This window comes from Streptomyces sp. NPDC088252, assembly GCF_044740965.1.
Lineage (GTDB): Bacteria > Actinomycetota > Actinomycetes > Streptomycetales > Streptomycetaceae > Streptomyces.
Window position 1 is genome coordinate 211,295 of sequence record NZ_JBIURS010000011.1, and the last position, 13,852, is coordinate 225,146.

The 13,852-nt window shown below is 71.3% G+C and carries 13 protein-coding genes; 7 read left to right on the top strand and 6 right to left on the bottom strand.

Annotation, left to right across the window (positions count from 1 at the left end; genetic code table 11):
• Positions 1 to 35: 35 nt before the first annotated feature.
• Complete coding sequence (locus tag ACIOHC_RS23775; protein WP_351082158.1) at positions 36 to 719, top strand: ABC transporter ATP-binding protein; 684 nt, start codon at positions 36 to 38, stop codon at positions 717 to 719.
• A gap of 144 nt (positions 720 to 863) precedes the next feature.
• Here ACIOHC_RS23775 and ACIOHC_RS23780 read toward each other — a convergent pair whose 3' ends face one another.
• Positions 864 to 1,307: an RDD family protein gene (locus ACIOHC_RS23780; protein WP_351082160.1), complete on the bottom strand. Its 444-nt coding sequence runs from the start codon at positions 1,305 to 1,307 to the stop codon at positions 864 to 866.
• A 472-nt stretch (positions 1,308 to 1,779) separates the two neighbouring features.
• Here ACIOHC_RS23780 and ACIOHC_RS23785 point away from each other — a divergent pair, with 472 nt between their 5' ends.
• From ACIOHC_RS23785 to gdhA, 3 genes are all read left to right on the top strand, one after another.
• Positions 1,780 to 3,372: a hypothetical protein gene (locus tag ACIOHC_RS23785; protein WP_401843922.1), complete on the top strand. Its 1,593-nt coding sequence runs from the start codon at positions 1,780 to 1,782 to the stop codon at positions 3,370 to 3,372.
• Between the two features lie 252 nt (positions 3,373 to 3,624).
• Positions 3,625 to 3,795 carry a hypothetical protein gene (locus ACIOHC_RS23790; RefSeq protein WP_351082162.1) on the top strand — a complete coding sequence of 57 codons (171 nt, stop codon included), beginning with the start codon at positions 3,625 to 3,627 and terminating at the stop codon, positions 3,793 to 3,795.
• A 218-nt stretch (positions 3,796 to 4,013) separates the two neighbouring features.
• Positions 4,014 to 5,393, top strand: coding sequence for an NADP-specific glutamate dehydrogenase (gene gdhA, locus ACIOHC_RS23795; protein WP_401843854.1), 1,380 nt, complete (start codon positions 4,014 to 4,016; stop codon positions 5,391 to 5,393).
• 59 nt (positions 5,394 to 5,452) lie between these two features.
• Here gdhA and ACIOHC_RS23800 read toward each other — a convergent pair whose 3' ends face one another.
• Positions 5,453 to 5,860 (bottom strand): YrdB family protein, encoded by a 408-nt coding sequence (locus ACIOHC_RS23800; RefSeq protein WP_351082165.1) that lies wholly within the window; start codon positions 5,858 to 5,860, stop codon positions 5,453 to 5,455.
• A 468-nt stretch (positions 5,861 to 6,328) separates the two neighbouring features.
• Here ACIOHC_RS23800 and ACIOHC_RS23805 point away from each other — a divergent pair, with 468 nt between their 5' ends.
• Entirely contained in the window at positions 6,329 to 6,739 is a 411-nt protein-coding gene (locus tag ACIOHC_RS23805) for a hypothetical protein (protein ID WP_401843856.1), read from the top strand.
• A gap of 387 nt (positions 6,740 to 7,126) precedes the next feature.
• Positions 7,127 to 7,414, top strand: a complete 288-nt coding sequence (locus tag ACIOHC_RS23810) for a hypothetical protein (RefSeq protein ID WP_351082171.1) — start codon at positions 7,127 to 7,129, stop codon at positions 7,412 to 7,414.
• A 301-nt stretch (positions 7,415 to 7,715) separates the two neighbouring features.
• Here ACIOHC_RS23810 and msrA read toward each other — a convergent pair whose 3' ends face one another.
• From msrA to ACIOHC_RS23830, 4 genes are all read right to left on the bottom strand, one after another.
• Positions 7,716 to 8,387, bottom strand: coding sequence for a peptide-methionine (S)-S-oxide reductase MsrA (gene msrA, locus ACIOHC_RS23815; protein ID WP_351082173.1), 672 nt, complete (start codon positions 8,385 to 8,387; stop codon positions 7,716 to 7,718).
• Positions 8,388 to 8,477: 90 nt separating this feature from the next.
• The gene (locus ACIOHC_RS23820) at positions 8,478 to 9,575 is read right to left on the bottom strand and encodes a hypothetical protein (protein WP_351080394.1); all 1,098 of its coding nucleotides are present in this window, start codon (positions 9,573 to 9,575) and stop codon (positions 8,478 to 8,480) included.
• Positions 9,576 to 9,612: 37 nt separating this feature from the next.
• On the bottom strand, positions 9,613 to 11,202 hold the full coding sequence (locus ACIOHC_RS23825; protein ID WP_401843860.1) for a M48 family metalloprotease: 1,590 nt from the start codon (positions 11,200 to 11,202) through the stop codon (positions 9,613 to 9,615).
• 190 nt (positions 11,203 to 11,392) lie between these two features.
• On the bottom strand, positions 11,393 to 12,496 hold the full coding sequence (locus tag ACIOHC_RS23830; RefSeq protein ID WP_365689405.1) for a hypothetical protein: 1,104 nt from the start codon (positions 12,494 to 12,496) through the stop codon (positions 11,393 to 11,395).
• Between the two features lie 68 nt (positions 12,497 to 12,564).
• On the opposite strand from ACIOHC_RS23830, the gene ACIOHC_RS23835 reads away from it, so the two are divergent.
• The gene (locus ACIOHC_RS23835; RefSeq protein ID WP_351080388.1) at positions 12,565 to 13,710 is read left to right on the top strand and encodes a cystathionine gamma-synthase; all 1,146 of its coding nucleotides are present in this window, start codon (positions 12,565 to 12,567) and stop codon (positions 13,708 to 13,710) included.
• The last annotated feature ends 142 nt before the right edge of the window (positions 13,711 to 13,852 follow it).

Consider the following 13,852-nt stretch of genomic DNA (forward strand, 5'->3'; position numbering starts at 1 on the left):
GCGCCCCACCCCCCTTTTCCAGCAGGAGTTGACCCATGTACACGCTCAGAGACGTCACCAAGCGCTACACGCGCGGCAAGACCACCGTCCACGCGCTCGCCGGTGTGGACCTGACCATCGAGGACGGCGGACGGCTGGTCATCCAGGGCCCCACCGGCGGCGGCAAATCCACGCTGCTGCAGATGCTCGGCGGTCTCGACCGCCCCACGAGCGGCAGCGTCGAACTCGACGGTGTGGACCTCGCCAAGCTCGGCGAGGCCAAGCTCACCGGGGTGCGCGCGCAGAACATCGGCTTCGTCTTCCAGAGCTTCAACCTCATCCCGACGCTCACCGCCCAGGAGAACGTCGAGACCGCGCTCGTACCGCTGGGCGGCAAGGCGTCCGAGCGGCGCAGGCGGGCCGCCGAGGCACTGGACTCGGTCGGACTCGGTGAACGGCTCGGACATCTGCCCGGTGAGATGTCCGGCGGCCAGCAGCAGCGGGTGGCGATCGCCCGAGCGCTGGTGAAGAGGCCGAAGGTGCTGCTCGCCGACGAACCCACCGGCAACCTCGACGAGTCGATGCGCGACGAGGTCATGGAGGTGCTGGAGACCATGTGGAAGGAGCACGGACTGACCTTCATCATGGTCACGCACGACAGCGCCATCGCGCGGCGGGCGCCACGGCTGGCGACCATCCGCACGGGCAAGGTCACCATCACGGAGAACGCGGCGGCCTGAGAGGGGAGTTGCGGGGGGCCGGCCGGTCCGGGCCGGTGAGGTCGGAGTCCTGACCGGCCATGGGCTGTGGTCGGTTCGGTTTCAGTGGTGGTGGCGGCGGTTCCGGTCGGGCTCACCGGTGGGCGGCGGCGGTTCCGGTCGGGCTCACCGGTGGGCGGCGGCGTTCCGGTGGGCGACGAGGTCGCTGCGGCGGACCTGGCGCAGTCCCGTCGGATCGGTGTGCCCGCTGCTCCAGAGGGCGCTGAGCGGAAGGGGACCGGGGCCCGTGAGGAACGCGCGCAGCGCGTACCACGGTTGCAACGGCAGCCGGCCCAGTCCGTACAGCCAGCGCCGCAGCAGCCGGCCGGGCCCCGGGCGTCCGGCGTCGGGCAGTCCGATCACCCGTATCCCCATGATCAGCTTGCCCGCGCCGCCTCCGGCGAGCGCGGTGAGGACCACGTGATTGAGGAACGAGAACGCGAGCGTCGGGGCGAGGAGCAGACCGACGGCCTCGGCAATGTCGGCCGTGACCACGTACGGCCGGGCGAGTAAGCCGCCGGTGACCAGACAGAGGTAGCCGTCGAGGCCGATGGCGAGATAGCGGCGCATGTCGCCCACCCGCGGTGGGACGCGCGGCGCGGCGCGCTGCCCGGGGGCGGGCTGCAGCGCCGGGCGCGCGTACGGCCCCGCAGGCCGTGGGTGCCCGTGTTCCAGCGGTGGGCGGCCGGGCGGTGCGGTCGTCGGGCGGGAACAGCTCGGGGTACGTCTGCGCCCCCGTGGCGTCGTCATGACGGCATCATGTCCGATCGCGCGGTCCCGCGTGCCCCGGATGCGCACTCACGTCCCTGCCCGCACAGGGGTGGGTTTTCCGCCCCGTCGGATCCGGGGCACGGGCAGCGAATTGATGGATTCTGCTACGTGGACAACGCTCGACTCGCCCCGGAACAGCGGGAATCGGGCTGACGTCGGCCGATCGACCGGGTCAACGCACCTTATGGAGCTAGCGTGTTCACCGCCGCTCTTGCTCGACCACTGAACGGAACAGCTCGTGCAACCCTCCGTCGAGACGCCCGGATCGCCGATGCGACGTACGCGCCCCGACGGTTCCCGGCGGATCGATGCCGTCTGGCAGAGCCATCGCGTGCCGCTCCTCGCCACGGCCCTCTCCGTGCCGCTCCACGTGCTCTGGGCGGCCTTCCTCGCCACCGGTGGCGGAGACCTCGCGGCGCAGGTGGCCTGGACCGATTTCGTGGCGCGGCATCCCGGCACCCCGTACAACCTCTCCTGGTACGGCGGTGTCCACGTCGGCAACTACAGCGTCATCGCACCGCAACTGATGGCGGTGCTCGGCGTGCGGACCGTCACGGTGCTCTCGGGGGTGGCCGCCTCCTGGCCGGCAGCGAGCCTGTTCGTCCGCAGCGGGATGCGCGGCCCCCTGTGGCCCGCTCTGCTGGCAACGCTGACCCTCTGGTGCAATGTGGCGTCGGGCCGTTCCACCTTCGCCCTGGGGGTGGCCCTCGCGCTGGTCTCCGTTCTGGTCCTCGTGGGCGGCTCGCGCCGCCTGGTCCTCTCCGGTGTCTTCGGTGCGCTGGCGACCATGGCCAGTCCGGTCGCCGGACTCTTCCTGCTGGTCGCGGGCGCGGGCTGGCTGCTGGAGCGGGACCGGCGACGGGCCGCCGTGCTGTGCGCCCCGCCCGCGGCCGTGATCGGACTGACCACTCTGCTGTTTCCGTTCAGCGGCGAGATGCCGATGGCGACGAGCGATGTCTGGAAGCCGGTCCTGTTCGGTGTGCTGCTCCTGGCGCTGGCGCCGCGGGAGTGGCGCGTGCTGCGGTTCGGTGCGGGGGTCTACGCGGTCGGGGTCGTGCTGACCGTTCTCATTCCGTCGCCGGTCGGTTCCAACGTCGTCCGCCTCGCCGAGCTGTTCGGACCGCCGGTCCTGCTCGCCGCGCTGTCGGCCCACGAGGTGCGGTTCTGGCGGAAGGTCGCCTTCGGTGCGGCCCTGGCGCTGTCCCTCCAGTGGGTCACGCAGCATGCCGTCCATGTGCTGCGGATGTCGACTCCCGTGCCGGCCTGGGCCACGGAGACCGAGGGCGTGGTGGCCGCCCTCGACCGTCTCGGGGCCGATCGCACACGAGTCGAAGTGGTGCCGACCGTCGATCACCGGGAGACGAGCGCCCTCGGCCCCCACGTCGACCTGGCCCGTGGCTGGAATCGCCAGCTCGACGTGGAGCGCGGGGCGCTCTTCTACGAAGGCTCCTTCTCCGCCGAGAAGTACCGCGGCTGGCTTCACCGCTGGGCGGTGGGATACGTCGTGCTGCCGGAGGGCACCCCGGACTGGGCCGCGAAGGACGAGGCCGCGCTCGTGCGCGACGAGCCGGGCTGGCTGAGGCCCGTGTGGCGGGACCCCCATTGGCGCGTCTACCGGGTCGAGGACGCGACGCCCGTGGTGTCGGGCGCCGGCTCGTCCGTCGTCCGCGGCGACGGCGCCGGACTCGTCGTACGGACCCGCACGCCCGGATCGGTGATCCTGCGCGTCGCCTACTCCCCCTGGCTGCGGGCCGACACCGGCTGCGTGGAGCGGGCGGGCGAGTGGACCCGGCTGAAGGTGCCGGCGGCCGGTGAGTACCGGATCGACTCCTCGTACGGACTTCCCTGGCAGGGAAAGTGCTGAGCCGCTACGCGGGCACCCGCCGCCGGCGCCGGCCGCTGAGATGAGCGCGCGGACCGCCTGCGCCCGCGGACGGCGACCGGGAGCGTCGCTGCCGACGCGGGCGGTCGGTCCGGACAAGCGGGCTCCAGGTCTTCGGACCGACGGTGCAGCTGGCTACACCACGGTTCCGGGAGGCCGGCCCCTCGTGGCGACCGGCGTGCGCCGGAAGGATGGAGCCATCACCGGACACCACCCCGACCACGGAGGATCACCATGAAAGCACTGCTCTGGATCGTGTTCTGCGCGGCCATCGCCGCGAACGTCTGCCTGAACTTCCTCGTGGGCGACGGCGGCCTGCAGATCGCGCTGAGCGTCGTCTCCGGTGTGGTCGCCCTCACGTCCGGCGTGGGCCTGTGGATGCTGCGCCGCCCGGCCGACGCATGAGCTCGGGCACGGTCGGGGGCCCACTATGCGGATACCGTGGCGCATCTTTCCGGGTCACTGGGACAATCGGTATGCCACAACGGTTCTGTACGTCGCTTTCGTGAGCCGCAGAGCGCGCGATACCGGGCGACGCCCTCAATGGGGAGGGGGACCGCTGGTGCCCCTCGGGACGGGGGCACCTTCGCGCGCACTGCCGACCCACGGAAGGTCTTGATCAGATGCCGGTCACCCCTGACTCCGCGACCTCGCACGCCACCGAGAGCCGCGTCATCGAGCCGCTGTACGCGGAGATACTCCGCCGGAACCAGGGCGAGAAGGAATTCCACCAGGCGGTACGAGAGGTCCTGGAGACCCTCGGCCCGGTCCTCGCGCAGCGGCCCGAGTTCGTGGACGCCCGGATCATCGAGCGCGTCTGCGAGCCGGAGCGCCAGCTCATCTTCCGCGTGCCGTGGTCCGACGACTCCGGCGACATCCATGTGAACCGCGGCTTCCGTGTCGAGTTCAGCAGCTCGCTCGGTCCGTACAAGGGCGGACTGCGCTTCCACCCCTCGGTCAACCTCGGCATCGTGAAGTTCCTCGGCTTCGAGCAGATCTTCAAGAACGCGCTCACCGGCATGCCCATCGGCGGAGGCAAGGGCGGCGCCGACTTCGACCCGAAGGGCCGTTCCGACGCCGAGATCATGCGGTTCTGCCAGTCGTTCATGACCGAGCTGCACCGGCACCTCGGGGAGTACACCGACGTCCCCGCCGGTGACATCGGCGTCGGCGGCCGGGAGATCGGCTACCTGTTCGGCCAGTACAAGCGGATCACCAACCGTTACGAGTCCGGGGTCCTCACCGGGAAGGGCCTGGGCTGGGGCGGTGCCCAGGCGCGCACCGAGGCGACCGGGTACGGCTGCGTCCTCTTCACCGCCGAGATGCTCCGCAGCCGGGGCGAGTCCCTCGACGGGCAGCGCATCGCCGTCTCGGGCTCGGGCAATGTCGCGATCTACGCGATCGAGAAGGCCCAGCAGCTCGGCGCGACGGTGGTGACCTGCTCCGACTCCAACGGCTACGTCGTGGACGAGAAGGGCATCGACCTCGCCCTGCTCAAGGAGATCAAGGAGGCCGGCCGCGGCCGGATCTCCGAGTACGCGGAGCGGCGCGGCGAACACGTCAGGTACGTCGCCGGCACCGGGGTCTGGAACGTCCCGTGCGACGTGGCCCTGCCCTGCGCCACCCAGAACGAACTCCACGAGGCCGACGCGCTGGCCCTCGTGCGCAACGGTGTGAAGGCCGTCGCCGAGGGCGCCAACATGCCCACCACACCGGAGGCCGTACGCGTCCTCCAGGAAGCGGGCGTCGCCTTCGCCCCCGGCAAGGCGGCCAACGCGGGCGGCGTCGCCACCAGCGCCCTGGAGATGCAGCAGAACGCCTCACGCGACTCCTGGACGTTCGCCCACACCGAGGAGCGCCTCGCGGAGATCATGCGCCACATCCACGACTCCTGCTACACCACGGCGGAGCGCTACGGCAGCCCCGGCAACTACGTGGCCGGCGCCAACATCGCCGGCTTCGAACTCGTGGCGGACGCGATGCTCGCGCAGGGCCTCATCTGATCCGGCCGATCCGACGCCACACCGGCCCGGCCGCCCTCCGCGGCCGGGCCGCTGTCACGTCAGGCAGCCGGCGCTCCGCGCCGCGGTGTGCGGCGCCGAAGAGCCTCCGCCAGAGCCGTGTTCACGACCACGACGACGCCGAAGAACACCGCCGCCACCGGATGCCCCACCGCGTGGACCGCGCACACACCAGCGCCGAGCACCACCGCCTTGACCAGCAGAACCCCCGCGAGAGGCGGCCGGAAGCGGGCGCGAGGGGCGGCGAACATCCCCCAGAGCACGATGGCCACCGCCGGGGTTCCCAGCCCCAGTACCAGCTGAGCAGCCGCACCGTCCCCGGTGGTGAGACCCCACCGGGCCAGAGCAGCCAGCGCCACCAACTCGACGACGAACGCGAGAAGTTCGTCGGCCATGAACCAGGGCCCGCCGGTTCGGGCCGCAGGAGCGCTGCGGCCTTCGCTCGTCATGGGTCGGACGGCCCTCTCTATGCGGTGGTCAACGCTGCCGGAAGCGGTTCCCGGCGCGAGTGTGGTGGCTCATCTTCTCCGATGCCCGGACCCGTCGATCGCACAGAATGAAGAAATCGGCGAGGTGCCGGTGTAAGGCCGGGCGTAGGCATGGCAGCCGCCACTGACCCTGTCGCGTCAGTCCTCGGTCGGCGCGTCGGCCACACCGGTCGGGCAGGAGACGCCTACCGGACTCGTCCCGCTCAGCCTTCCCGAGCTCAGACGCCTGATCATCCGCCTGGTAAGCCTCTTCCGACCCACGGTCGAGCACGTCCCGCGCTGGTCGACCTGGCGCCGACGCAGACGACACCGAGCCCGCCACCGTCACTACGAACGACGAGGCCACATGAACTGCGACCTCGTCACCTCAAGCGCCGTTGCGGTGCTGATTAGAGAGCGCAGCCCACCTTCAAGAACAACTACATGTACATGGCCGGGTACACCGACGAGGACGTCTTCGACGTGCAGCTGGCGCAGCGTATGCCGCTGGGAGAGTTCGTCGCGGAGATCACCTGTCCGGTCTTCATGGGGATCGGTGAATTCGTCGAGCTCACCCAGCTCGAGCAGGCACTTGCCACCTATGAGCGGGTCCGTGCACCGAAGGAGATGCGCGTCTACGAAAACGAGTTCCATCCGCTGGGCGGCACCGCTGCGGAAGTCTTCCGTTTTGGAGCAGAGTGGCTGGAGCGGGCGCTCGCGGGCGAGCTGAGCGCGCCGGGCCGGGACGTGCGGCACTACGTCCACAACGACGGTCGCACCACCGATGGGACCGCGAACCCGAGCTGGTGGCTGGAGACCACGCCGCGGCAGATCGCCGAGGCGGCTGCCGCTCGCGCCTGACGGCTCCGACCGGAGCGCCCCGGTCGGAGCGCCCCGGTTCCCCCGAGGTCTCACGGCCGACGGCCGCGATGCTCGCGTGGGCGAACCGATCGCGGTCCCGCCGAAGCAGGCATGGGAGCGGATCCCGGGCCGGAGCCCACGGCGCTGGGCCCGTGTCGCGATCCGGACGGTGTGAGAAGGCGGTTTCGGACGCTGGGTGCGTGGCATTTCTGATTCTGGTCCTGCCGGTACGCCGGCGGGAGTCGTCCACCGCCCCGTTCGAACAGAGCTGGCGAGTGGGAGATTTCGCCGACTGGCAGAATGCCGGCTCCTGGAGGAAGCGGTCGGCTCGGTGAACCGCCCGCGCCCTCCCTCTCGACTGCTACCACATGCACAGGAGAACAGACCGTGATCGACAAGGACGTTGAGCAGACCGACGAGCGGGGTTATGACACAAGGCCCTGGTGGGCGGAGCTCGGGACACTGGGGGCTGTCGCCCTGATCGGGTTCGGGGGTCTCGCGGCAGCGTGGGTCTTCCTCCGGCTGCCCGGTGCCCCGGAGAACCTGGCGACCGGCTACTACGGGGCCGTCAAGGTCGTCACGATCGGCCTTGTGATCGCGGGAAGCGCCCTGCTGGGCCGCCGTCGCGCCCGGGCCGCAGCCACCGAGGAACGGAACGAGCCGGAGCGCGCCTGACACCACCTGCCTGTAGGTTGCGGTGGTGAGGGGGCACGCGCATGAGCTGTGCCGCTATCGGCTTGCCGGTCGGCCGCAGACCAAACGCCCGGGGCTATCGGCGCGTGGCCGTCCTGCGGCTCGGAGAACACTGTCGCCGAAGTCGTCGCGCAGGTCTTTGACCATGCCGTGCACCGCGGTGGACGCTCCAGCCACTCACCGAGGCCGAGCAGCGACAGACGGCTGCCGACTGCCGTGAGGTGTACGAGTCCTTCCTGGCCCAGTACGCGCCGCTGATTGAGGGCTGCGCCGGGCCTGTGGATCACTCGTCTCCAGGAGCCTCGGCGATGCCGATCGGACAGGACACGCCCGTGCCACCGATGCCGCAGTAGCCGTTAATGTTGCGATCGAGGTACTGCTGGTGGTAGGCCTCCGCAGGCCAGAACGTGCGGCCCTCGGCCGGGAGGATCTCCGTGGTGATCGCGCCGAAGCCGGAGCCCGTGAGGACCTTCTGGTACGTCTCGCGGGAGGCCGCCACGGCCGCCGCCTGCTCGGGGGAGTGGGTGTAGATCGCCGAGCGGTACTGCGTGCCCACGTCATTGCCCTGGCGGAAGCCCTGGGTCGGGTCGTGGGACTCCCAGAACAGCTTCAGCAGCTCGGCGTAGGAGACGGTCCTCGGGTCGAAGACGACCCGGACCGCCTCCGTGTGGCCGGTCAGGCCCGAGCAGACCTCTTCGTACGCGGGGTTCTCCGTGTAGCCGCCCTGGTAGCCGACGAGCGTCGTCCAGACGCCGTCCGTCTGCCAGAACGTGCGCTCGGCGCCCCAGAAGCAGCCCAGCGCGAAGTCCGCGACCTCCAGACCCTCCGGGTACGGGCCCAGCAGCGGGTTGCCGAGGACCGTGTGGCGGGACGGGACGGTGAATTCGGGGGTGGGGCGGCCCTTCAGGGCCTCCTCGGGGGTGGGGAGCTGCGGGGTACGGCGGTGCAGGAACATACGGGGGCTCCTCCGGGGGCTGCGGTTTACGGTCCGTACAACGCGGTGCGGGCGCCGGAGATTCCGGCGCCCGCACCCCGTACGTGACGGTCAGTCGCCGTGCGCCTCCACGACCCGCCAGGCGCTGTAGCCGCGGCATTGGACGTAGTACTTCTTCGGATCCCTGAAGTACGACCACGGGGCGTCGGCATCGAAATGGCCGTCGATCGCCCGGAACTGCTCCACCGCCTCCTCGTACCGGTCCTGCCAGTACAGCGTCCAGGCGAGCAGGTGGCGGGCCCGGAGGATCCGCCGGTCTCCGGGGTCGGCCGCCACGGCGGCGGCCACGTCGACGAGGCAGAGGTCCGCCGCGGCGATCAGCGCCGGGCTCTTGTAGTACACATCCTCATCCGTGTTCCGGTCGGCCCGCTCCTGCTTGAACGCGGCGTACAGCGGGAGCAGCGAGAGCAGCCGGCCGGGGGCGCCCTGCCGCGCCGCCTCGCGTGCGAAACACTCGGCCTGCGCGTGCGAGCCGGGCCACTTGTGGCACCAGTACCGGAGCACCGCGTCGTGGGCCGCGAGGTGGGGCGCGTCGCGCTCGACGACCTCCGCCCACAAGGCACGGCACTCGGCGGGCGTGTAGCCGAGGCCCAGGGCGCAGGGGATCTCGGCGACGTACGGACACGGGTCGTCGCCCGCCAGCGCCTGGGCCTCGTGGCATGCCTCGCGGGCCCTGACCATCACCTGGTGGAAGACGTAGGACTGCTCCCACGTGGGGCGCCGCGTCGGCTTCGTACCGTGGACCTGTGCGGCGACGCCGGTCAACGCACCGGCGTGCACGAGAGCCGCACCCGCGTCCTTCGGCCGCACGGCGCGCCAGGCCAGCAGCCAGGCGTCGTCGGCCGCGGCCTCGTCCTGGAGGACGGCGGCGCGCCGGTAGCGCTCGTGCCAGTCCCGACCCGCTTCGTCGAGGAAGGCGGCGCCCGCCCGCCAGTCGCCGGAGCGGACGGCGGCGCGTATCTCCTCGTCGCGCGGGTCGGGGGAGCAGGCGTCCGCGGTGTCGAGCTCGTCGGCCGGTACCAGGCCGAGTCGCGCGGCGGCCTCCGGCGGGCCGGGAGTGCTCTGCGCGGTCTGCGGCGGCTTCTTCCGGGTCTTCGTCCAGAGGTACCCGCACAGAGCGGCGGCCGACAGGAGCAGCAGAGGCGTCATGGAAAGTTCCGGTCCGGTTCGCAAGCGGGTACGGCGGTCACGGGGTGAGCAGTTCGCGCAGCGGCTTCGTGTCCGGGACGTCCGCCACCGCCGCGTCCAGCGCCGCCGGGAGCATCTCCTCGTGACCCCGCGGCAGCTGAAGTGATGTGTCGTCGTCGACCCAGGACAGTCGCCAGCGGGCCCGTCCCTGCCGTACGTACTCGCTCTCGACCAGGTCCGTCAGCCCGCCGCGCAGCTTGGGCCTGGCGAACTCGCGGGCCGCGCGTCCGGTCGCCGCTCGGGCCTCGTCGGACTTGGGGAGGTGGTCGGCGATCTGCCACTGTGCGCCCGCGTCGAGCGCGTCCAGCGCGTCGGTCACCGAGCCGTCGCCGCCGGTCACCTCGGCGACCGCCGCCCTGAACTTCCGCGCCCGCCGGTTTCCGTACGTCGTCATCGACTCGTGCACCAGGTCCGGCCAGTCGACCCGGCGCAGCCGCAGCATCTGAGGTGTCAGCACCCGCTCCTCGACAGCGGCCAGTGTGCGCCCGGTGTCGACGAGCAGGCCCAGGGCCGGTTCCACGGGTTCCGACGCGCGCCCGTCGTCCGGCAGCGCCTCGATCCGGGCGATGCGTTCCGTGACCCACGGATGCGCGTAAGGGGCGGACGGCTCGAACGGCAGGGAGTCGCGCATCTCGTCCAGCTCGTCCCCGCGCGCGGCCAGCACATGCCGCAGGCCGCCGAGGACCTGGCCGGGCGGGGGCAGCATCCCGGCCCCCACACCGAGCGTGGCGTAGGTGTCCATGTAGTCCTCGTGAATGTCGACGAGGACCTGGATTTCGCGCAGTGCGGACGCGGTCGCGGCACGGCCCGTGATCCGCACCGCGGAGGCGTCGGCCGCGAACTGCGCGCAGCGGGTGTCGGACAGCGTGACGCGCCGGGAGAAATTCGCGTACCGCCGGTACAGCGCCGTCATCCTACGGAGCGAGGCACCGGCGTCGCTCGGATCGACCTCCTTGGCCTTCCTGCCCTTGGCGAGCGCCTTGGCGGCCTTCTTCTGCTGGCGTGCCCGCTCCATGGCGACGGCCTTGCCCACCCACTCCTGGAAGTGGGTGATGGTGCGGGCGATCTGGATCCGGCCGCGCGTGTTGATTGCGGTGAGGCGGGTGTCGGAGTTGGCGAAACGGCTCATCTCGTGCGCGAGCACGGAACGCAGCTGGGCCTCGGACATGCCGATCATCAGCGGCAGCCCGACGTGGAGCCGGCGTCGGCCGGCGACCAGGCCGAGGAACCTGGTGTCCTCGACGGCCGAGGCGTTCACCTGGTCGGTGAGCACGATCTCGTCGGGTGCGCGGGTGCCGACCCGGTCGGCGAGGTCGCGGACCATGGCCCAGAGCCGGGGTTGCCGGGTCTCGTCGACGTGCAGTCCAGGCACATGGTCGTCCTTCGGTATGCGCAGCACGAACATGCCTCGCACGATCGGGAGCACCGGCAAGGAGGTGCGCGCGAGAACCATCGCGGCGACGGGGAGCCACGTCCAGCGGAACGCGGCCCAGTCGAGGACGCAGAGGACGGCGAGCAGGAGGATGCCCAGCAGGTAGAAGCCGGCGAACAGAGCAACGGCACGCACGGCACGCAGAGTTGGGCTCATCGGACGGATTCCCCCCACGGGAAGGGGACGGGAAGCGGTGGCGGTGGTGCGCGTGGGGAATCGGAGTATGTCGTCCGGCGGACGGGCGCGGCAACGCGATAACGGGGGCAGCTGACGACCGGGGGCCGCGCGGGCCGCGCCGCCCCCGGTCGTCACTCGGGGAACGGGTGCCGGGCGCCGGGGCGCACGGCTACCGGGGCAGCGTCGCCGGGCTGCCGCCGTTCGCCTCGTAGCCGGCCACCGCCAGCGCCCGGTAGACCGCGTACGCGGCGGCCGGGTCGGGGTTCTGGGTCCACGGCAGCGCACCCACGTGACCGTCGACGTGGACGAGCTGGTTCATCGCCTCCGACCAGCGCTCCATCCGGACGAGGAAGAGGACCAGCAGGTGCCGGACATGGGCGAGCATCGGATCGTCCGGACGGGCCGCGTGCACCGCGAACAGGGCGCCTTCGACCGCCTTGGTCACCACCGCGCTCCGGTAGAAACCCTGCACGAGATTGACCTCGGGCAGATGCTCGTACACCGCGAACAGCGGCAGCGCGGCCAGCAGTGAGCCCTGCGGGGCGCGGGCGGCGGCCGTCGTGGCGAAGCGGTCGGCCTCCTCGCGCGAGCCGTGCCACTTCTCGCACCAGTAGTGCAGCGCGGCGATGTGGGCGCCCATGTGGGCCGGGGCCCGGTCGATGATCTTCGCCCAGAGCCGGTCGAACTCCTCGTGGGAGTACCCGAGTCCGCGGCCGACGGCCAGTTCGACGAGGTACGGGACCGGGTCACCGGGCGCCAGCAGTGCTGCCTCGCCGCAGACGGTACGGGCCTCCTCCAGGATGATCCGGAAGTCGTCCGTCCCCGCGGTCGACGAGCGCCATGCCTGCTGCACCAGGAACTCGGCGTGCACCGCCGCGCCGCCCGCGTCCTTCGGCGCCTCGGCCCGCCACTTCCGCAGCCACGCGCCGCCCACACCGGGCTGCTGCGCCAGTTCCAGCGAGGCGGCGCCGGCGAACGCCTGCACCCGCTGCCACCGCACCTCGCCCTCCTTGGGCGTGCCGGCCAGCAGCTGCGAAGCCGCCCGCCAGTCCTGGGAGCGCTGCACGACGTCCAGCACATCGAGGAGATCCTGGTCCGGGCCCGGCAGCCGGACGTCCAGTTCCTCCTCGCGCGCGAAGCCGTAGGTGTCCGGGTCGGCGGCGTCCGGCGAACCGGGCGCGACCTGCCGGATACCGCCGCGGCGGCGCAACACGAACGGGCCGATGACCGCGGCGAGCATGCACAGCGCGATCAGGAACCAGAGAATCTCCATGCCCCCATTGTCACCGGACGGCCCGGTAGCCCGGTGGGCGCCCTCGCGACGAACTACGCTCGGGCCCCATGAGCGACCAGCACAGCTTCGAGACTCTCGCGATCCACGCGGGAAACACCGCCGATCCCCTCACCGGCGCCGTTGTTCCGCCCATCTACCAGGTGTCCACGTACAAGCAGGACGGCGTGGGCGGACTGCGCGGCGGCTACGAGTACAGCCGCAGCGCCAATCCGACCCGTACCGCCCTGGAGGACAATCTCGCGGCCCTGGAGGGCGGCCGCCGCGGACTCGCCTTCGCCTCCGGCCTCGCCGCCGAGGACTGCCTGCTCCGTACGCTGCTCACCCCCGGCGACCACGTGGTCATCCCGAACGACGCCTACGGCGGCACGTTCCGGTTGTTCGCGAAGGTCGTCTCGCGGTGGGGCGTGGAGTTCTCCGTCGCCGACACCTCGGACGTGGCGGCGGTGCGGGCGGCGATCACCCCGCGCACCAAGGCGATCTGGGTGGAGACCCCGTCCAACCCGCTGCTCGGCATCACCGACATCGCCGCGATCGCCGGTGTGGCCCGCGCGGCGGGCGCGCGCCTGGTCGTCGACAACACCTTCGCCAGCCCCTACCTCCAGCAGCCGCTCGCCCTGGGCGCCGATGTGGTGGTCCACTCCACCACGAAGTACATGGGCGGTCACTCGGACGTCGTGGGCGGCGCGCTGATCGTCAACGACCCGGAACTGGCCGAGGAGTTGGCCTACCACCAGAACGCGATGGGCGCGGTCGCCGGACCGTTCGACGCGTGGCTGGTGCTGCGCGGCATCAAGACCCTCGCGGTCCGCATGGACCGGCACAGCGAGAACGCCACCAAGATCGCCGATCTGTTGACCCGGCACCCCAAGGTCACCCAGGTCCTCTACCCGGGACTCCCCGAGCACCCCGGCCACGAGGTCGCCGCCAAGCAGATGAAGGCCTTCGGCGGCATGGTTTCCTTCCGAGTCGTGGGCGGCGAGGAGGCCGCCGTCCACGTCTGCAACCGGGCCAAGCTGTTCACCCTCGGCGAGTCGCTGGGCGGTGTCGAGTCCCTCGTGGAGCACCCGGGCCGCATGACGCACGCCTCGGCGGCCGGTTCCCCGCTGGAGGTGCCGGCCGACCTCGTCCGGCTGTCCGTCGGCATCGAGTCCGCCGACGACCTGATCGCGGATCTGACACAGGCGCTCGGCTAGGCGCTTTCGTTCGGATCAGGCCGGGTTCGCGTCCCCGGCGCGATGCCGAGTCCTGCCCCGCGAAGGGCCCCGGGTCCCGCCCGGTGGCGGAGCGACCGGGGACGACCGGGCGGGTTCGAGGAATCGGGCCCGCCATCCGATC